Source organism: Xanthomonas sp. NCPPB 1062 (assembly GCF_041481705.2).
Classification (GTDB): domain Bacteria; phylum Pseudomonadota; class Gammaproteobacteria; order Xanthomonadales; family Xanthomonadaceae; genus Xanthomonas; species Xanthomonas euvesicatoria.
In genome coordinates this window covers 4,606,371-4,625,467 of the sequence record NZ_CM192987.1, presented here as the reverse complement: position 1 = coordinate 4,625,467, position 19,097 = coordinate 4,606,371, and the positions used below count along the sequence as shown (strand labels likewise).

The 19,097-nt window shown below is 66.1% G+C and carries 17 protein-coding genes; 11 read left to right on the top strand and 6 right to left on the bottom strand.

Annotated features, from left to right (window positions below; all coding sequences use genetic code 11):
* The first annotated feature begins 244 nt into the window (after positions 1–244).
* The 4 genes from ACCQ16_RS19840 (at position 245) to rpmG (ending at position 4,778) form a co-directional block, all read left to right on the top strand.
* On the top strand, positions 245–3,457 hold the full coding sequence (locus tag ACCQ16_RS19840; protein WP_372380097.1) for an efflux RND transporter permease subunit: 3,213 nt from the start codon (positions 245–247) through the stop codon (positions 3,455–3,457).
* Positions 3,454–4,101: a cation diffusion facilitator family transporter gene (locus ACCQ16_RS19835; RefSeq protein WP_008572494.1), complete on the top strand. Its 648-nt coding sequence runs from the start codon at positions 3,454–3,456 to the stop codon at positions 4,099–4,101. Before ACCQ16_RS19840 ends, ACCQ16_RS19835 begins: the two co-directional genes overlap by 4 nt.
* 259 nt (positions 4,102–4,360) lie before the next feature.
* Positions 4,361–4,597, top strand: coding sequence for a 50S ribosomal protein L28 (gene rpmB, locus ACCQ16_RS19830; RefSeq protein WP_002809459.1), 237 nt, complete (start codon positions 4,361–4,363; stop codon positions 4,595–4,597).
* 13 nt (positions 4,598–4,610) lie between these two features.
* Complete coding sequence (gene rpmG, locus ACCQ16_RS19825) at positions 4,611–4,778, top strand: 50S ribosomal protein L33 (RefSeq protein WP_002809462.1); 168 nt, start codon at positions 4,611–4,613, stop codon at positions 4,776–4,778.
* Positions 4,779–5,101: 323 nt separating this feature from the next.
* Here the strand turns inward: rpmG and ACCQ16_RS19820 are convergent, their stop codons facing one another.
* The 3 genes from ACCQ16_RS19820 to ACCQ16_RS19810 all read right to left on the bottom strand — a co-directional run bounded on the left by ACCQ16_RS19820 (position 5,102) and on the right by ACCQ16_RS19810 (position 8,072).
* Positions 5,102–6,124, bottom strand: coding sequence for an amidohydrolase family protein (locus ACCQ16_RS19820; RefSeq protein WP_008572519.1), 1,023 nt, complete (start codon positions 6,122–6,124; stop codon positions 5,102–5,104).
* A gap of 228 nt (positions 6,125–6,352) precedes the next feature.
* Positions 6,353–7,408, bottom strand: coding sequence for a 4-oxalomesaconate tautomerase (locus tag ACCQ16_RS19815; RefSeq protein ID WP_277573381.1), 1,056 nt, complete (start codon positions 7,406–7,408; stop codon positions 6,353–6,355).
* Positions 7,401–8,072: a 4-carboxy-4-hydroxy-2-oxoadipate aldolase/oxaloacetate decarboxylase gene (locus tag ACCQ16_RS19810; protein ID WP_372380096.1), complete on the bottom strand. Its 672-nt coding sequence runs from the start codon at positions 8,070–8,072 to the stop codon at positions 7,401–7,403. Before ACCQ16_RS19810 ends, ACCQ16_RS19815 begins: the two co-directional genes overlap by 8 nt.
* A gap of 101 nt (positions 8,073–8,173) precedes the next feature.
* On the opposite strand from ACCQ16_RS19810, the gene ACCQ16_RS19805 reads away from it, so the two are divergent.
* Entirely contained in the window at positions 8,174–9,478 is a 1,305-nt protein-coding gene (locus ACCQ16_RS19805) for a LysR family transcriptional regulator (protein WP_277573382.1), read from the top strand.
* Between the two features lie 16 nt (positions 9,479–9,494).
* A complete protein-coding gene (gene cls / locus ACCQ16_RS19800) occupies positions 9,495–10,913 on the top strand; it encodes a cardiolipin synthase (RefSeq protein WP_008572527.1) in 1,419 nt (472 codons plus the stop codon).
* Between the two features lie 10 nt (positions 10,914–10,923).
* Here the strand turns inward: cls and ACCQ16_RS19795 are convergent, their stop codons facing one another.
* Entirely contained in the window at positions 10,924–11,319 is a 396-nt protein-coding gene (locus ACCQ16_RS19795; protein ID WP_277573383.1) for a VOC family protein, read from the bottom strand.
* Positions 11,320–11,488: 169 nt separating this feature from the next.
* On the opposite strand from ACCQ16_RS19795, the gene ACCQ16_RS19790 reads away from it, so the two are divergent.
* On the top strand, positions 11,489–12,883 hold the full coding sequence (locus ACCQ16_RS19790; protein ID WP_277573384.1) for an FAD/NAD(P)-binding protein: 1,395 nt from the start codon (positions 11,489–11,491) through the stop codon (positions 12,881–12,883).
* Between the two features lie 304 nt (positions 12,884–13,187).
* Positions 13,188–15,374 (top strand): DNA helicase II, encoded by a 2,187-nt coding sequence (uvrD, locus tag ACCQ16_RS19785; protein ID WP_031424853.1) that lies wholly within the window; start codon positions 13,188–13,190, stop codon positions 15,372–15,374.
* A 182-nt stretch (positions 15,375–15,556) separates the two neighbouring features.
* Here uvrD and ACCQ16_RS19780 read toward each other — a convergent pair whose 3' ends face one another.
* On the bottom strand, positions 15,557–15,781 hold the full coding sequence (locus tag ACCQ16_RS19780) for a hypothetical protein (RefSeq protein WP_031424851.1): 225 nt from the start codon (positions 15,779–15,781) through the stop codon (positions 15,557–15,559).
* A 449-nt stretch (positions 15,782–16,230) separates the two neighbouring features.
* Between ACCQ16_RS19780 and ACCQ16_RS19775 the strand changes: the two genes are divergently transcribed.
* Positions 16,231–16,812, top strand: a complete 582-nt coding sequence (locus tag ACCQ16_RS19775) for a sugar O-acetyltransferase (RefSeq protein WP_008572534.1) — start codon at positions 16,231–16,233, stop codon at positions 16,810–16,812.
* Between the two features lie 250 nt (positions 16,813–17,062).
* Positions 17,063–17,509 carry a universal stress protein gene (locus ACCQ16_RS19770; RefSeq protein WP_008572535.1) on the top strand — a complete coding sequence of 149 codons (447 nt, stop codon included), beginning with the start codon at positions 17,063–17,065 and terminating at the stop codon, positions 17,507–17,509.
* Between the two features lie 96 nt (positions 17,510–17,605).
* Here the strand turns inward: ACCQ16_RS19770 and tagK are convergent, their stop codons facing one another.
* Positions 17,606–18,277, bottom strand: coding sequence for a transcriptional regulator TagK (gene tagK / locus ACCQ16_RS19765; RefSeq protein ID WP_008572538.1), 672 nt, complete (start codon positions 18,275–18,277; stop codon positions 17,606–17,608).
* Between the two features lie 309 nt (positions 18,278–18,586).
* Between tagK and tssB the strand changes: the two genes are divergently transcribed.
* Positions 18,587–19,096: a type VI secretion system contractile sheath small subunit gene (gene tssB, locus ACCQ16_RS19760; RefSeq protein WP_008572540.1), complete on the top strand. Its 510-nt coding sequence runs from the start codon at positions 18,587–18,589 to the stop codon at positions 19,094–19,096.
* Position 19,097 lies beyond the last annotated feature (1 nt).

Here is a 19,097-nt window from a genome sequence, read left to right as displayed (position 1 = left end):
CATCCATGCGCGCCGCCCTGCGGGTTGTATCTGCCGGCCTTGCCGCTGCGGTATGGGGCCCCGAAAGCAAACAACAGCAACAGCAACAACGAGAACTAATACCACGACAGTGCTGGCGCGTGGGTGAGTGTCTGTTTGATGTGGTGCGGCGCGTTCCTGTGGGGCAACGGCGCTGTCTGTCGGTGGTGCGACCAGTGCGACGCTCGGCGGCTTGCGGTGCCATGTCTGCACGGGGGAGCGTGTCATGCTGACCAACATCATTCGCTTTGCGATCGCGCAGCGGTGGTTGATGCTGGCGTTGACCGGTGTGCTGATTACGATCGGGGCGTGGAGTTTTTCGCGCTTGCCGATCGATGCAACACCGGACATCACCAACGTGCAGGTGCAGGTCAATACCGCAGCGCCGGGCTATTCGCCGCTGGAATCCGAGCAGCGGGTGACGTTTCCGTTGGAGACAGTGCTGGCGGGCTTGCCGGGTCTGGAATCCACCCGCTCGCTGTCGCGCTATGGCTTGTCGCAGGTCACGGCGGTGTTCGCCGATGGCACCGATCTGTATTTCGCGCGGAAACAGGTGGCCGAGCGTCTGCAGCAGGTCAAGTCGCAATTGCCTGCCGAGCTGGAGCCGCAACTAGGGCCGATTGCCACTGGCCTGGGCGAGATCTTCATGTATACCGTGGAGGCCAAGCCGCATGCGCGCAAGCCCGATGGCAGTGCATGGACGGCGACCGATCTGCGCACCTTGCAGGATTGGGTGGTGCGCCCGCAGCTGCGCAATGTGCCGGGCGTGACCGAGGTCAACACCATCGGCGGGTATGCGCGGCAGATCCATATCACGCCCGATCCGGCGCGCCTGGTCGCGCTGGGATTTACCCTGGACGACGTTGCCCAGGCGGTCGAGTCCAACAACCGCAACATCGGCGCCGGCTATATCGAACGCAACGGCCAGCAGTTTCTGGTGCGGGTGCCGGGGCAGGTGGACGACATCGCGCAGATCGGCGCAATCGTGCTGGATCGGCGCGCCGGCGTGCCGATCCGCGTGCGCGATGTGGCGCAGGTGGGCGAGGGGCGCGAATTGCGCACCGGTGCCGCCACCCAGGACGGCAGCGAAGTGGTGCTCGGCACGGTGTTCATGCTGGTCGGTGCCAATAGCCGCACCGTGGCGCAGGCCGCAGCGCAGCGGCTGGAGGTGGCCAATGCCAGCCTGCCGGCCGGCGTACAGGCGGTGCCGGTGTACGACCGCACCGCGCTGGTGGACCGCACCATCGTCACCGTCGCCAAGAACCTGATCGAAGGCGCATTGCTGGTGATCGTGGTGTTGTTCCTGTTGCTGGGCAACGTGCGCGCAGCGCTGATCACGGCCGCAGTGATTCCGCTGGCGATGCTGTTCACCCTCACCGGCATGGTGCGTGGTGGCGTATCCGGCAATTTGATGAGCCTGGGTGCGCTGGATTTCGGCCTGATCGTCGATGGTGCGGTGATCATCGTAGAGAACTGCCTGCGCCGCTTCGGCGAAGCGCAACGCCGGCTGGGGCGCGTGCTCGAACGCGATGAGCGCTTCGAGCTCACTGCCGAAGCCACTGCCGAGGTGATCCGCCCCAGCCTGTTCGGCCTGGGCATCATCACCGCGGTGTATCTGCCGGTGTTCGCGCTCACCGGCATCGAAGGCAAGATGTTCCACCCGATGGCGATCACCGTGGTGCTGGCGCTGACCGGCGCGATGCTGCTGTCGCTGACCTTCGTGCCGGCAGCGATTGCGTTGCTGCTCGGCGGCAAGGTGGCCGAGCACGACAACCGCGCAATGCGCTGGGCGCGCGGCGTCTACGCGCCATTGCTCGATCGTGCGCTGCGCCACGGCCGCTGGGTCGGCATTACAGCGTTTGCAACGGTGGCGCTGTGCGCGGTGCTGGCTACGCGCCTGGGCAGCGAGTTCATTCCCAACCTGGACGAAGGCGATATTGCGCTGCATGCCCTGCGCATTCCCGGCACCAGCCTGGAGCAGGCCATCACCATGCAATCCACGCTGGAAAAACGCATCAAGCAGTTTCCGGAGGTGGCGCATGTGTTCGGCAAACTCGGCACCGCCGAAGTGGCCACCGACCCGATGCCGCCATCGGTCGCCGATACCTTCCTGATCATGCATCCGCGTGCGCAGTGGCCGGATCCGCGCAAGCCCAAGGCGCAGTTGCTGGCCGAGATCGAGGAGGCGGTGAAGCAGCTGCCCGGCAACAATTACGAGTTCACCCAGCCGATCCAGATGCGCATGAACGAGCTGATCTCCGGTGTGCGTGCGGATGTGGCGATCAAGGTCTATGGCGACGATCTGGACACGTTGGTCCAGCTCGGGCAGCGCGTGCAGGAAATCGCCGGCGCGGTGCCCGGTGCGGCCGATGTGAGCCTGGAACAGGCCACCGGTTTGCCGATGCTGGCGGTGGTGCCCGATCGCGCCGCGTTGGCCGGCTACGGGCTCAATCCCGGCGTGGTGCAGGACACCGTGGCGGCGGCCGTAGGCGGGCAGGAGGCCGGGCAATTGTTCGAAGGCGACCGGCGCTTCGACATCGTGGTGCGCCTGCCCGAAGCCCTGCGCCAGGACCCGACGGCGCTGGCCGATCTGCCGATCCCGCTGCGTGGCGATGGCGAACGTGCCGATGCGGACGAGTCCAGCCGCGAGGCAGGCTGGCGCAGTGGCGAGCCGACCACCGTGCCGCTGCGCGAGGTCGCCAAGGTCGACACCGTGCTGGGACCCAACCAGATCAACCGCGAAGACGGCAAGCGCCGCATCGTGATCACGGCCAACGTGCGCGATCGCGATCTGGGGAGCTTCGTGGCCGAGGTGCAGCAGCGCGTCAAGGCGCAGGTCAAACTGCCGACCGGGTACTGGATCGGCTACGGCGGCACCTTCGAGCAACTGATCTCCGCCAGCCAGCGCCTGGCCTGGGTGGTGCCGGGCACCTTGGTGCTGATCTTCGCGCTGCTGTACTGGTCGTTCGGCTCGCTGCGCGATGCGCTGGTGGTGTTCAGCGGCGTGCCGCTGGCGCTGACCGGCGGCGTGGTGGCGTTGGCGCTGCGCGGGCTGGCCTTGTCGATTTCCGCCGGCGTGGGCTTTATCGCGTTGTCGGGGGTGGCGGTGCTCAACGGTCTGGTGATGATCGCCTTCGTGCGCAGCCTGCGCGCCGAGGGCATGCCGCTGGAGCAGGCATTGCGCGAAGGCGCGCTGGCGCGGCTGCGACCGGTGCTGATGACCGCATTGGTGGCCGCGCTGGGCTTTGTGCCGATGGCCTTCAACGTCGGTGCCGGTGCCGAAGTGCAGCGCCCGCTGGCCACGGTGGTGATCGGCGGCATCGTCTCCTCCACCCTGCTCACCCTGCTGGTATTGCCGGTGCTGTATCGCTGGCTGCATCGGGAGCGGGCGCCACGCGTCGCATCGCTTCCCACGCAGCCGCACGGGGGCACGCCATGAGCGATGCCTGCTGCGGCTGCGGCAAGACCCTGGATGTGGCCGCCATGCAGGCGCGCCAACGGCGCGTCCTGTGGTGGGTGCTGACGATCAATATCGGCAGCTTTGCGCTGATGTTGGCCGGCGCGCTGCACAGCGGCGCGGCCTCGCTGCTGTCCGGCAGCCTGGACAATCTGGGCGATGCACTCACCTATGCACTCAGCCTGGCTGTGGTTGGCGCCAGCCTGACCGCCAAGGCGCGGGTGGCCCTGCTCAAGGCCGGCATGATCCTGCTGGCGGCGCTGGCGGTGGCAGCCGAGATCGGCTGGAAACTGGCCCACCCACAGCTGCCGCTGTTCCAGAGCATGGGGGTGGTGGCGGGGCTGAACTTCGCGGCCAATCTGGTCTGCCTGCGCCTGTTGTGGCCCTACCGTAGCGGCGACATCAACCTGGCATCGGCCTGGGCCTGCTCGCGCAACGATGTCTACGAGGGCGTGGCGGTGCTGGCGGCCAGCGCAGCGGTGTGGGCGTTCGGCAGTGGTTGGCCGGACCTGCTGATCGCAGGGGTCTTGTTGCTCTTGTTTCTGCGCTCGGCCTGGCAGGTGGCGCGTGGTGCCTGGGCGGAACTGCGCCGGGTCGCTGCGCCAGCGCAAGCCGGAGGCGGGTGATCGCGCGTTGGCACCGTTGCCGGGTGCACCGCCGACCGCGTCCGGGCAGGTAGCGTAAGTGCTTGCGGCACATAGGAAAGCCGTGCATAATGCGCGGCTCGCTGTGCCCGGATCGTTCCGGATGGCGGTACCCAGCGCAATGGGGTTGCCGGCCTGTTCCAGCGTAAGTTCTTGATTCCCAACGTTGCGTGACAGCCCTGCGCTGTCGGGGCCGCCGCTCCCCAGGCTATGGGTGGCAATTCATTTATCGAGGTGCGTAATGTCCCGCGTATGCCAAGTGTCCGGCAAGCGTGTGCAGACGGGTAACAACGTCTCCCACGCAAACAACAGAACCCGTCGTCGCTTCCTGCCCAACCTGCACGAGCGTCGCTTCTGGGTTGCCAGCGAAAACCGCTGGGTGAAGCTCCGTGTTTCCGCGCATGCATTGCGCACCATCGACAAGAACGGCATCGATGCCGTTCTGAAAGAGCTGCGTGCGCGCGGCGAAAAGGTCTGAGGAGTAAGCAGTCATGGCAAAAGGCAAGCGTGACAAGATTCGTATGATTTCCTCGGCCGCTACCGGCCACTTCTACACCACGGACAAGAACAAGAAAAACACGCCGGGGAAGATGGAAATGATGAAGTACGACCCGGTCGTGCGTAAGCACGTGATGTACAAGGAAGGCAAGATCAAGTGATCGACTGATCGCTGGATCCGCTTTCAAGCAAACACCCGCCGCAAGGCGGGTGTTTGCGTTTGTGGGGTTGGGGAATGGTGTTGATGCGTGCAGGTGCCGATGGCAGTGTGATTTCCACTATCGGGTTGCCAGCCAAGCCCAAGAGAAACAAAGGTGCGTGATAAAGCCCCTCTCCCCTCGGGAGAGGGGTTGGGGTGAGGGTACGGGGCGAAGCCTCGCAATTATTCTGACTGCACGAGGCTTCGCCCGTACCCTCATCCGCCCTACGGGCACCTTCTCCCCCATAAAGGAGGACAATGTCCCGACGGGAGAAGGGGACACGGCTACAGCCCACGCGCACGCAATTGTGCGTCCAGCCGTGGATACACCCGCCGCGCATTGCCCTCGAACACCTTATGCTTGTCGGCATCGGAAATCGCCAGCGCATCGATGTAGCGTTTGGTGTCGTCGAAATAGTGGCCGGTCTGCGGATCGATGCCGCGCACTGCGCCGACCATTTCCGAGCCAAAAAGGATGTTGTCGATGTCGATCACCTTGAACAACAGGTCGATGCCGGGTTGGTGATACACGCAGGTGTCGAAGAACACATTGCCCATCACATGCGTGGACAGCGCAGGCTTGCCCAGCATGTCGGCCAGGCCGCGGAAACGGCCCCAGTGATACGGCACCGCACCGCCGCCGTGCGGAATGATGAAGCGCAGCTGCGGAAAATCGGTGAACAAATCGCCTTCGAGAAACTGCATGAAGGCCGTGGTGTCGGCATTGAGGTAATGCGCGCCGGTGGCATGGAAATTGGCATTGCAACTGCCGGAGACATGCACCATCGCCGGGACGTCGAGTTCGACCATTTTTTCGAAGAACGGATACCAGGCGCGGTCGGTCAGCGGCACACCGTTCCAGTGCCCGCCGGATGGGTCGGGATTGAGGTTGCAGCCGACGAAACCCAGCTCGTTGACGCAGCGTTCCAGTTCGGCGATCGCGTGCGCGATCGGCACGCCCGGTGATTGCGGCAGCTGGCATACGCCGATAAAGGTCTGCGGATACAGCTGTACCACGCGGGCGATCAGGTCGTTGCAGTGGCGCGTCCACGCCTGGCTCACGGCTTCGTCGCCGATGTGATGCGCCATGGTGCTGGCGCGTGGCGAAAAGATCGTCATGTCGGCACCACGCTCGCGCAGCAGGCGCAGTTGGTGCATCTCCACACTTTCGCGCAGCGCATCGTCGCTGATGTGCGGATACACCGGCACAGGCGCTTGCGCATCGTTGTAATGCGCGATCTGCGCCTTGCGGAACGCATCGTGCGCGGCAGGCGCGGTGGTGTAGTGGCCGTGGCAGTCGATGATCATGGCGATGGTGGGTGCGTTGCAGCGGAAGCGGTGCGCCAGCGATTGCCTGCGCGCAAGGTGGGGCGGCCGGGGGCACGGACGCTGCAGGTCTCGACGGATGTGGTGGTCCCGATGGGCAGATCGGCATGGATCACGACGCGCTGCGTGTCAATGGCCTGCTCAGGCGGTCCATACGCACACGTGCCGCTGCGATGGCGGCCGCGGCAGCTCGGCGATGCAACGGCACGTTCAGCCATACAGCTCACCATCGAACAATTTGCGCGCCGTGCGGACCACCGCGGCACCGACCACGCTGCCCTGCGCATCGAGCTCGATCAGGCAACTGCTCGCACCGCTGGGGTGTTCGACGTCCAGCCGCTGGCTGCGCCCGCCAGGCACCTGTGCCAGCGCGTGGGCGGGCGAGCCGGGCAGCAGGCAGGCGGTAGCGACGGTGACCGCACCCAGCACGCCAATGGAGGCATGGCAGCGGTGCGGGATGAACGAGCGCACGCTGATGGCACCACCGGCGCGCGGGGCGGCGACCAGCATCATTTTCGGCACCGTGGCAGTGCCTACATCGCCCAGATGCATCAACGGGCCTGCCTGCAGACGCAGCGTTTCCAGGCGCGCCCTGAGCGCAGCATCGGCGTCGAGCGTGGCGCGGTCTTCGTAACCGCTGATGCCGACATCGCTGGCGCGTAGCACCACGCAGGGCATGCCGTTGTCGATCAGCGTGACCTGCAGGCCGTCGAGGGTGTCCACCGCATGCCCACTCGGCAGCAGCGCGCCGCACGAAGAGCCGGCGATATCGGCGAATGCCAGCGCGATCGGCGCGGCCGTGCCGGGGACGCCGTCGATGCGGGCATCGCCGTCGTACCGCACCGTGCCACCGGGCGTCTGCACGGTGGCGGTGGCCAGGGTACCGGTGTTGCGCATGAAGATGCGCACCTGGGTCTGGCCGTTGCGTGCGGGCAGCAAGCCGCGTTCCAGCGCGAACGGGGCAACGCCGGCCAGCAGGTTGCCGCAGTTCTGCGCATCGCTGACCTGCGCGTGTTCCACCGCGACCTGCAGGAACAGATAGTCCACGTCGGCATCGGCACGCGTCGAGCGCGACACCACGGCGACCTTGGACGTCAGCGGGTCGGCGCCGCCCATGCCGTCGATCTGGCGCGCATCCGGCGAGCCGTAGGCGCGCAGTAAAAACGCGTCGCGCGCGGCGGTGTCGGCGGGCAGATCGTCGGCCAGAAAGAATCCACCCTTGGAGGTGCCGCCGCGCATCCACATCGCGCGCACGCGCTCAGACATAACGCAGGCCTTCGGCGGCCAGACGTTCGCGCATCGCATAGATGTCCAGGCCCAGTTCGCCGTTTGCCAGGCGTTCGCGCTTGCGCAGCTCGCGTGCCTGGCGCGCCTGTGCCTCGGTCAGCACCTCGGCAGCGGTGGCACGCGGCACCACGCAGACCCCATCGTCGTCGGCCACCACCACATCGCCGGGCCGGATCAGTTGCCCGGCGCACACCAGCGGCACGTTGACCGAGCCGAGCGTCTCCTTGATGGTGCCCTGCGCGCAGATGGCGCGGCTCCAGGCGGGGAACTGCATGGCAGTGAGATCGCGCACATCGCGCACGCCGGCGTCGATGATCAGGCCGCGACATCCGCGCGCCTGCGCCGAGGTGGCCAGCAGGTCGCCGAAGTAGCCGTCGCAACAGTCGCTGGTGGGCGCGACCACCAGTACATCGCCTGCATGCAGTTGCTCGATGGCCACATGCATCATCCAGTTGTCGCCGGGCGGAATCGACACGGTGACCGCGGTGCCGGCGATGCGGCAGCCGGCGTAGATGGGACGTAGCCGATGGTGCAGCAGGCCGCTGCGGCCCTGCGCTTCGTGCGCGGTGGCCACGCCGGCCTGCGCCAGCGCGTCGACGATGGCCAACGGCGTCCGCTCGATCCGGGTAACGACCTGGCTCATCCATCCATCCTCGTTAAGAGTGCGCCGAGTCTGGCTGGCCGAAGCCAGCTGGCTCAAGATTCATTTGAGGTATGCATATTGGTTTTGCTTATAGTTAGAGCATGCAGCCGATCCCGGAACCGAATCTGCGTCACCTGTACGCGCTGGTGGTGGTGCACCAGGCCGGAAGCATCAGCGCGGCGGCGCCGCGGGTGAATCTGTCACAGCCGGCGCTGACCCAGGCGGTGGCGCGATTGGAGCAGCACCTGGGCGTGCGCCTGTTCGACCGGCACCCAGGTGGCATGTCGGCCACCGAGGCTGCCGGGTTGCTGGTGCCGCGTATCGAGCGGGTGCTGGCGCATCTGGCACGGGGGATCGGGGTCGCGCGGCGTGCGCTGCGCCTGCCGGCGCGCCCTGGCCTGGAGCGGCGGGTGTCGCTGGGCCAGCTGCAGGCCTTGGTGGCGGTGGATGCGGCAGGCAGTTACGCGTTGGCGGCGGTGCGCGCCGGCGTTTCGCAGCCGGCGATCTATCGCGCGGTGCAAGCGCTGGCCGATTTAATCGAAGTGCCGTTGACGGTACGCCGCGGCAAGACCATGCAGCCCACGCCGGTGGCGCTGCGGCTGCTGCGGCAGGTGCGGCTGGCGCTGGCCGAGTTGCGCGCCGGGCTGGACGAGGTGGCCGCGTTGCGTTCCCAGCACGCCGGGCGCCTCACCCTGGGGGTGATGCCGCTGGCGCGCGCCATCCTGTTGCCGCAGGTGCTGGCGCGGTTTGCGCGTGCCCATCCGGGGGCCAGCGTCCAGGTGGTCGAGGGCCCGTACGAGCAATTGCTGGCGCGTCTGCGCGAGGGCGGCCTGGATCTGTTGATCGGTGCGCTGCGCGACCCGTTGCCGGTGCGCGATGTGCTGCAGGAGCCGTTGTTCGACGACGAACCGGTGATCGTGGCGCGTAGCGGTCACCCCTTGGCCGGGCAGGGCTACGCGTTTGCGCAACTGCGCGATTACCCCTGGGTGATCGCTGCCGCCGGCACGCCGGTGCGCGCGCGCTGGGAGCAGCTGTTCGGCGACCACCAGCTGGAGCCGCCGCCGGTGCGCATCGAATGCGGCGCCGAATTGACCGTGCGTGGCCTGCTGCTGGAAGGCGACTGGTTGACCTTGATGTCGCGCGACCAGTTCCTGTTCGAGCGCCGCGCCGGCCTGCTCGAGGAGATCGGTAGCGCCGGGCCGTTGCTGCGCCGGCAGATCGGCATGACCACGCGCAGCGACTGGTATCCCACCCGGATGCAGTCGGCCTTCGTGCAGACGTTGCGGCAGGTCTGCGCCGAACGCGTGCAGCCGGCCGATGCGCAGGGCGGGCCGTTTCGTTATTGCCCCCCTGTCTATGCACCGCCGTTGCGTTTGCGCGCGGCCAGGTCAGAATCGGATTCCTGATGAAAACGGACCACTGATGCTGCCCGATTGGGTCACAGGTACCTGGCTGCTGGCGCTGGACTGGGCGATCCGCCTGGCCGCGCTGCTATGGATCCCCGCCCGCACCACGCCGGGTGCGGCGCGCAGCTGGCTGCTGTTGATCGGCTTTGTGCCAGTGGTCGGTTTGCCGCTGTACCTGTTGTTCGGCCACCCATGGTTGTCGCGGCTGCGGGTGGAGCGGCAAGCCACCGCTTCGCAGGTGATTCGCGAACAACAACTGCCCTTGCATGCGTTGCGCTGGATGCCGCAGGCAGACACCAGCAGTGCCGAAGTGGTGCCGCTGATCGAACGCGAGGGCGATTTCATGCCCACCCTGGGCAACGCGGTGGAATTGCTCGACGACTACGCGCAGTCGTTGCAGGCCCTGATCGCGGCGATCGACGCGGCCGACAAACGTGTGCACCTGCTGTACTACCTGATGTTCGACGATGCGGTGGGCGAGGCGGTGGTGGCGGCGCTGGAACGCGCCAGCGCGCGCGGCGTGCGTTGCCGCGTGCTACTGGATGCGGTGGGCGCCAAGCGCGGCCTGCGCCGTTACCGCAAGCGCCTGCAGGACGGCGGCGTGCAGGTGCTGGCGGTACTGCCGGGTGGCCTGCGCTGGCGTCGCAGCGGCCGCATGGATCTGCGCAACCATCGCAAGATTGCGGTGCTCGACAACCGGGTGGCATTTGTCGGTTCGCAGAACCTGGCCGAAGCCGGCTTCATCCATGGCGTGCCCAATCGCGAATTGGTGGCACGCGTGCGCGGGCCGGTGGTCAATCATCTGGAAGCGGTGTTCGCCAGCGACTGGTTCACCGAAACCGGAGAGCGGCTGGACGTGTGGCCCGATGCACCGGTGTGCGAGGCCAATATCGCGACGCAGTTGCTGCCCAGCGGGCCGGCGTACCCGTTCGAAAATGCGCGCGATGCGATCAATGCGGTGATCCATCTGGCGCGGCGCAAGGTGGTGCTGGTCACGCCGTACTTCGTGCCCGACGAAGCCTTGCTGAGCGCATTGCGCATCGCCGCCGTCTCGGGCGTGGACGTGCAGCTGATCCTGTCCGAGCACAACAACCAACGCCTGGCCGCGTGGGCGCAGGAAGCCTATTTCGAAGAACTGCTGCGTTGCGGGGTGAAGATTTCGCTGTATCGCCCGCACTTTCTGCACGCCAAGCACCTGAGCATGGATGAAGACATCGCGCTGGTGGGCTCGATCAATCTGGACATCCGCTCGTTCGCGCTCAACGCCGAGATCGGCATGCTCTGCTACGACACTGGGGTGGTGCAGCGGTTGCGTGAGATCGAGCAGGATTATCTGGCCAACGCGCGGCAACTGACGTTGGAACAGTGGCGTCGCCGCCCGGCCTGGCGCCGCAGTCGCGAGGGCATTGCGCGGCTGGCCGACGCGTTGATGTAGGGCGCCTGGGTCAATCCAGGCGCATGACCTGAAAGACGTTGCCCTCCGGGTCGCGGCCGTCGTACATCTGGTACGCAAAGCCGGGGTAACGTTTGAGCTCGCCCACATGCACGCCTGCGTGCTGCAGTTGCGCACGATGCGCGACCAGATCGCTGGTCATCGCAAACACCAGTTTGGTGGTCGCGTGTGTCGCATCCGCGACAGGAGCCAGCGCATGCGTCGATGCCCGCTGCCGGTAGGCTTGGCCCACCCGGTGCAGCGCCAGCTCGATGCCGCCAGCTGCGAGCACCACCCACTCGTCGGCAATTTCCTCGGTGAGCGGGAGCGCGAAGTGGGTCTGGTAGAACGCCTTGATTGCCGCCACATCGTGGACGTAGAGGATGAGCCTGACCAGGGTGATGGACATGTTGCAGATTCCCCAAGGGCGCGTGCCGATGCTGATCAACCAATCGTAAGCGCCTGGCATGCAGGGCGTGTGGGAGGCGTTGACACACACCGCGCTGGTGATGCCGTGAAGACAATCACTGCCGGCGACGGCCTGCGGGTATTGCGCATGCATCGCCTACAATGTCGACATGAATACACTGCGTGATCCCGGCGATGCCGTCATCGCCATCGTCGGTGGTGGCGCGTCCGGTGTGCTGGTGGCGCTGCAGCTGCTGCGCCAGGCCGCAGCGCCGTTGCAGATCGTCATGATCGAGCCGCATGCGGCGCTTGGCGAAGGCGTGGCGTATTCCACCGCGCGCGGCGAACACCTGCTCAATGTGCCGGCTGCGCGCATGAGCGCGCTGCCGGAACTGCCCCACGACTTTGTCGATTACCTGCGCGCGAACGCCTGTTGCCCCGAACTGGACGATGCGCAGTTGCCGCAGCAGTTCGTGGGGCGGCGGCACTACGCGCCGTATCTGCGCGACCGCCTGCAGGCGGCGCGTGCGCACAGCCCGGCGACGCTGCGCGTCCACCCCGCACGCGTGCAGGCGCTGCAGCCCAATGCCGGCGGCGCACTGTTGCAGCTGGACGATGGACAGGTGCTGCAGGCGAGCGTGGTGGTCTTGGCAGTGGGCAATGCGCTGCGACCGCTGCCGCTGCGGGGTGCCACCGGGCTGTCGCACGCGCAGCGTGTCGAAGCCTGGGAGACCGAGGCGGTGGCAGCGCTGCCACCGGACGCGGCCGTGTGCATCGTCGGTTCGGGCTTGAGCATGGCCGATACCGTGATGACGCTGGCAGCGCAGGCGCATCGGGCAAGCGTGCACGTGGTGTCGCGGCATGGGTTGTTGCCGTTACCGCAGGCGCACGGCGGCGTGGCGCTGTTCGATCCACAGCCGCTGCTGACCATGCCGCTGCGCGCACGCATGCGCACACTGCGCCAGCACGCGCGTGCCGCCGCCGCGCAGGGCCTGCCATGGCAGAGCGTGATGGAACGCATCCGGCCGTTGAGCCAGGCGTTATGGCAGACGCTGTCGGTTGCCGATCAGCGCCGTTTTCTGCGGCATGTGGTGCGCTACTGGGACGTGCATCGGCATCGCATCGCCGCACCGGTGCATGCGCAGCTGCAGGCCATGCAGGCAAGCGGGCAGCTGCAGGTGCATCGCGCACGGCTGGACGTGGCCTTCGAGGTGGGTGCTTGCGTGCGCGTGAGCGCCGGGGCCGCCAGCGCCGGACATGCCTTGCAGCTGGATGTGCAGACCCTGGTCAATGCCACTGGGGTGGAAATGCGCGTGCAGGCGATGCGCAACCGGCTGCTGCAGCAACTGCTGGGGCAGGGCATTGCCGTGGCCGGGCCGCATGGGATTGGCGTGGACACCACTGCCGATGGCAGCCTGATCGATGCCGATGGACGTACGCAGCCGCAGCTGCGGGTGATCGGCAGCCTGCGCATCGGCACGCTGTGGGAAAGCCTGGCGGTGCCGGAGTTGCGCGAGCAGGCTGCGGCGATTGCGCGGGATGTGCTGGTGCTGCTGGGGCGGTGATGGGCGTTGTTCCCTTCTCCCGCTGGGAGAAGGTGGCGCGAAGCGCCGGATGAGGGTGCGAGCGAAGCCTCGTGTTACCCATCACTCGTAGTGGCTTCGCCCCGTACCCTCACCCCAATCCCCGCTCCGCGCCCAGCCCGCGCCAGCGGCGCGGCCGCTCAAAGACACTCGCACCGTCGGTGCGCAAGCCCTGCCTTCTCGCCCCGAAGGGAGAGGGGCGTCTATCCGGCGAGCAATCACCACAATCCCAACCGCTTCATCGCAATCTCAGCCGCAGCGACGCCACAACCGGTAAAATGCGCCGGTGGATGTCTCTCATTTGCTCGATCATTTAAACCCCGCCCAGCGCGAGGCCGTTTCTGCGCCGCCGGGGCATTACCTCGTGCTGGCCGGCGCCGGCTCCGGCAAGACGCGCGTGCTGATCCATCGCATCGCCTGGCTCAACGAAGTCCAGGGCGTGCCCAACCACGGCATCTTCGCGGTGACCTTCACCAACAAGGCGGCCGGCGAAATGCGTCACCGCACCGACCTGCAGCTGCGCAATGGCAGCCGCGGGATGTGGATCGGTACATTTCACGGGCTGGCCCATCGCCTGTTGCGTCTGCATTGGCAGGACGCGCGGTTGCCGGAAGGCTTCCAGGTCATGGACAGCGACGACCAGTTGCGGTTGGTCAAGCGCGTGGTGCAGGCGCTGGAGCTGGACGAGAGCAAGTATCCGCCCAAGCAGATGAGCTGGTGGATCAACGAGCAGAAGGATGAGGGCCGCCGTCCGCAGCATATCCAGCCCGAGCCCAACGACGATTGGACCGAAGTGCGCCGGCAGGTGTATGCGGCTTATCAGGAACGCTGCGACCGCTCCGGGCTGCTGGATTTCGCCGAGTTGCTGCTGCGCGCGCACGAACTGCTGCGCGACACCCCGGCCTTGCTGGCGCATTACCGTGCGCGCTTCCGCGAGATTCTGGTCGACGAGTTCCAGGACACCAACGCCATCCAGTACGCCTTCGTGCGCGTGCTGGCCGGCGAATCGGGCAATGTATTCGTGGTGGGTGACGACGACCAGGCCATCTACGGCTGGCGCGGTGCCAAGGTCGAGAACGTCCAGCGTTTTCTCAAAGATTTCCCCGGCGCGCAGACCGTGCGGCTGGAGCAGAACTACCGCTCCAGCGCCAATATCCTGGGCGCGGCCAATGCGGTGATCGCGCACAATCCGGACCGCATCGGCAAGCAGCTGTGGACCGATTCCGGCGATGGCGACCCGATCGATCTGTATGCGGCCTACAACGAAGTGGACGAGGCGCGTTATGTGGTCGAGCGTGCACGGCAGTGGGTGCGCGACGGCGGCAGTTATGGCGAAGTGGCGGTGCTCTACCGCAGCAATGCGCAATCGCGCGCGCTGGAAGAAGCGCTGATTTCCGAGCAGTTGCCGTACCGCGTGTATGGCGGCATGCGCTTCTTCGAACGTGCCGAAATCAAGGACGCGTTGGCTTATTTGCGCCTGCTCACCAACCGCAGCGACGACGCGGCGTTCGAACGCGCGGTCAACACGCCCACGCGGGGCATTGGCGACCGGACGCTGGATGAGGTGCGCCGGCTGGCGCGTGCCAGTGCGTTGTCGTTATGGGAAGCGGCCATGTTGTGCACGCAGCAGAACACGCTGGCCGCACGCGCACGCAATGCCCTGGCCAGCTTCCTCAGCCTGATCGGCCAGCTGCATGCCGAAACCGGGCAGATGGAACTGGCCGAACGCATCGACCATGTGCTGATGCGCTCGGGCCTGCGCGAGCATTGGGCCAAGGAAAGCCGTGGCGGGCTGGATTCGGAATCGCGTACCGAGAACCTGGACGAACTGGTGTCGGTCGCCTCGCGCTTCACCCGCCCCGACGACGAAGACAGCCAGGGCATGACCGAGCTGGTCGCCTTCCTGGCCTATGCCTCGCTGGAGGCAGGCGAAGGCCAGGCCCAGGCTGGCGAGGAAGGCGTGCAGTTGATGACGCTGCATTCGGCCAAGGGCCTGGAATTCCCCATCGTGTTCCTGGTCGGCCTGGAAGACGGCCTGTTCCCCAGCGCGCGCTCGTTGGAAGAGAGCGGGCGACTGGAAGAGGAGCGTCGCCTGGCGTACGTGGGCATCACCCGCGCGCGGCAGAAGCTGGTGCTGTGCTACGCCGAATCGCGCCGCATCCACGGCCAGGACAACTACAACGTGCCCTCGCGCTTCCTGCGCGAGATTCCGCGCGACCTGCTCAACGAAGTACGCCCGAAGGTGCAGGTCTCGCGCACCGCATCGCTGGGCGCGGCGCGCGGCGGCCCGGTGCATGGCATCGTGGAGACCGCGCCGATCAAGCTCGGCGCCAACGTCGAACACCCCAAGTTCGGCGGCGGCGTGGTGGTCGATTACGAAGGCGCTGGCGCGCATGCGCGCGTGCAGGTGCAGTTCGACGAGGTCGGCGCCAAGTGGCTGGTGATGGCCTACGCCAATCTGACTGTGGTGTAGGCGGCTCGGCACTCGTCAGCGATTGCGCGTTGTTCAGCAGGCGAGGGCGTCGTGCCGTTGCATTGTGCGTGCAGCAAGCAGAGCCGACCGCTGCTGCACCTCATACGTCGAGCGAGGTCGCATGACCATCCGTGACAGATGATCGATGGATGAAGCGTTGCCTCCGCTGCGCTGTTGCGCGCCTACATTTCCCAGCTGAAGCTTGAGTTGATCTGCTTGCCGTTCACGGCCAGTGTCGACCTGTTGGCGAGCACGACCAGGGTAAAGGGCGGCACGCGCGTGTCGTCGCCTGTGTAAATCAGGCGCAGGATTCTGCGTTTGGTATCGAACGTCCTGACCTGGAAATTGCCTCGCAACAACACGGCCTTGCTGTCGCCGGGGGCGTAGAAACGAAGACTGGCGATCACTGGTCGGGTGTCGTGCCCGATTTCGAACAGGATGGAGTAGCCACTCTCTTCAAAAGAAAGTGAGGTGGTTGCGTGTGCAGGTGTGCTGAGGCATGCCCACAGCAAGAACGCAACGCAGGCTGCTACAAATCGTGTCATGACGTCATCCTTGAACGTGGTCGCACCGGAAGGGCACGGCCTGGAGTATCGATGCTGGCGCCGCGGCATTGCAACGGATGCGACAAGCGGTGGAATGGCGACACAGTCACCTCGCGGGTGAGGCCGGTGCTCGAACTCCCATTGGCGGTTTCCGGTGGTGAGCGCGCCAATCGCTTTAGCGAATAGGCAGATCGTGAGGTTCTGTAAGCCACTTTGAGCCGGCAATCGGGGCTATTGGTGCATCGCTCGATGCGTAGCGCGCTGCATCCATGCCACCCTGTCAGCAGTTCATTGCACAGGTACCCGGCGGCATGCAAACCGAAAAACAGAAGATGCTGGCAGGCGAGCTCTACAACGCCACCGATGCGCAACTGCAGGCCGATCAAGCGGCGGCGGCGGCGTGGATGGAGCGCTACAACGCCACTGGCGCGCAGCCATCCACACAGCGGCATGCATTGCTGGTCGAGCGGCTCGCCGAGGTGGGTGCCGGTGCGGTGATCCGGCCGCCATTTCATTGCGATTACGGCTACAACATCCATCTGGGCGCGGGCGTGTTCCTCAATTTCAATTGCGTGATTCTGGATATCTGTCAGGTGCATATCGGCGAAGGCACGCAGGTGGGGCCCGCCGTGCAGTTCTACGCTGCCGATCATCCGCGCGATGCGGCCGGACGCGCCAGCGGGCTGGAGTTCGGACGGCCGATTCGCGTCGGGCGCAATGTGTGGATCGGTGGCGGGGCGATCATCCTGCCGGGCGTCAGCATCGGCGACGACGCAGTGATCGGTGCCGGTGCGGTGGTCACGCGCGATGTGCCGGCCGGCGCGACCGCCGTGGGCAATCCGGCGCGCGTGCGCGTACCCCGGGGTGCTGCCGATGAAGCGCCCACCGACTGAAGGCAACCAAGAAGCGCCGCGACCGAAGCTGTCAGGCGGACGTGGCCGCTGCGCAATGCAGCTCATACGCAAACAGGGCAGTTTTGAGCGCGTTACTGGCGCCGAGGTGATGGTTGCTCGTCAGCCAGATGAGCGGCTTGAAGCGCTACAGTCCGTGACGTGCAAGATTGATTTGTATCAAGGTCTGCGTTGTTGAGTGCTGTCAATCTCAAATCGCCGGCGCCGCTGCCGGTCCATCCGGGAGGTCATCATGTACAAACGAATCCTGATCGCCATTGATGCGTCCGAGCTGTCGCATCGCGGCCTGTTTCAAGGCCTGGAGCTGGCCAAGGCGACCGGTGCGAAAGTGGATATCGTCACCGTGTCCGAGCCGTGGGCGATGGGCATGTACGACGCAATGGGCTGGAGCGTGGGCTACGAGGCCAGCCCCGAATACCGCAAAGAGCGCGAAGCGGCCGCCGAAAAGATCCTGCGCCCGGCGCTGGAGTTGGCCGCCGCTGCCAACATCAAGGCCACGCCGCGGCATGTGCTGGATCGTTTCGCGGCCGAGGGCATCGTGCAGACCGCCAAGGACTGCAACAGCGATCTGATCATCATGACCTCGCACGGCCGCCGCGGGATGCAGCGCATGCTGCTCGGCAGCCAGACGGTGGAAGTGCTGACCCACAGTGCGATTCCGGTACTGGTCATTCGCTGATGCCGATGCCAGTGCCTTGCCTCACCTGGGCGCGTACCTGGGCGCGATGTGGCGCCCAGGTCATGCACCTCGTGCCCAGGCGCGCTCCTACGCAACTCAAGGTACTTCGCTCTCCATCGGCTCCAGTTGTGCCGCAAAGCGCCGGACCGGTCGGGCGAGCCGGCGCAGTGCTTCGGTATGCACCAGCGGAGAGCCGTGCGTGGGTGTGGCCGCGCCGCTACGCATGGATGCGTACTCGGGTTGTACGTGCTGGCTCAGTTCGCGCATGAAGCGCCACATCGGCACGTAGTGACCACGCCGTGGCGCAGGAAGATGCGGCGCAGCGCGGCACTGGCGACGCCACTGCATGGGCGGCATACCGAAGCGCTGCTGAAACGCGCGCTGAAACTGACGCTCGGACGCAAAGCCCATCTCGTAGAGCAACCAGGTCAGGCTGCAGTCCGGATAGGCCTGCAGGTAGCGGTGCGCGGTGCTTAGCCGCTGCTCGCGGATATAGCTGGCCACGCCGCCGCGCGACTGGAACAGGCGGTACAGCGATGCGCGCGATAACGCGAACGCGTGTTGCAACGACTCGGTGCCCAACTCCGCCTCGCCGATGTGCTGCTCGATATACGCCAGCAGGTCGATCATCAGCGGCGTGTGTGCCTCCCCGGCCGTGGATACGTGCGGAACGATGGCGCTGTAGTAACCGGTGCTGCTCATGCGGATGCTGCCTGCGGCCCACTCCCCGGGGCCTGTCCCCTGGTCAACCGAGAAAAGCAGCGCCAACCCATCACGCCTCTTTCACAAAGTCGGCGCTGGATCACGCATCGGTGCCTGCCTGCGCACGATCGCGGCGATTGAGACGATTTGTCGGGTGAGCCCACGGGCGCATTTCTATCCTCGCCGCAGCGCTGAGGAAGCGTCATCGCACGGCCCGCCGCTTCGGTCCGCGTGGTGCGCGGCGGTTGCGGGCTAGCCCGCGGCAGCGGCGTCGCACGCAGGCTGCAGGCATTCCGCCGGGCCGGCGACATCCAAGCCACATGGCAGCGCACGTGCACCGCACGCTGGCGCAACGGGCTCAATCGGAGATCAGGCATGGCCAGCAGTCAGAAGTTCATTGCCCGCAATCGGGCGCCACGGGTGCAGATCGAATACGACGTGGAGGTCTACGGCGCGCAGAAGAAGGTGCAGATTCCGTTCGTGATGGGGGTGATGTCCGATCTGTCCGGCGCCAATGCCGGTGAGCTGCCCTCGCTGGATGAGCGCAAGGCACTGGAGATCGACGTCGACAACTTCGACAGCCGCCTGCAGTCGATGCGGCCGCGCGCGCAATTCAAGGTGCCCAACACGCTCACCGGCGAAGGCGAGCTGGCGGTGGATATCACCTTCGAAAGCATGGACGATTTTTCGCCGGCCGCCATCGCGCGCAAGGTTGCGCCGCTGGCCAAGCTGCTGGAAGCGCGCACGCAGCTGGCCAACCTGGACACCTACATGGACGGCAAGGCCGGTGCAGAGCAGCTGATTGCCAACGCCATCCGCGACCCGGCGTTGCTGCAGTCGCTGGTGTCGGCCGCCAAGCCTGCCTCCGAACCGGAAGGAGCCTGAC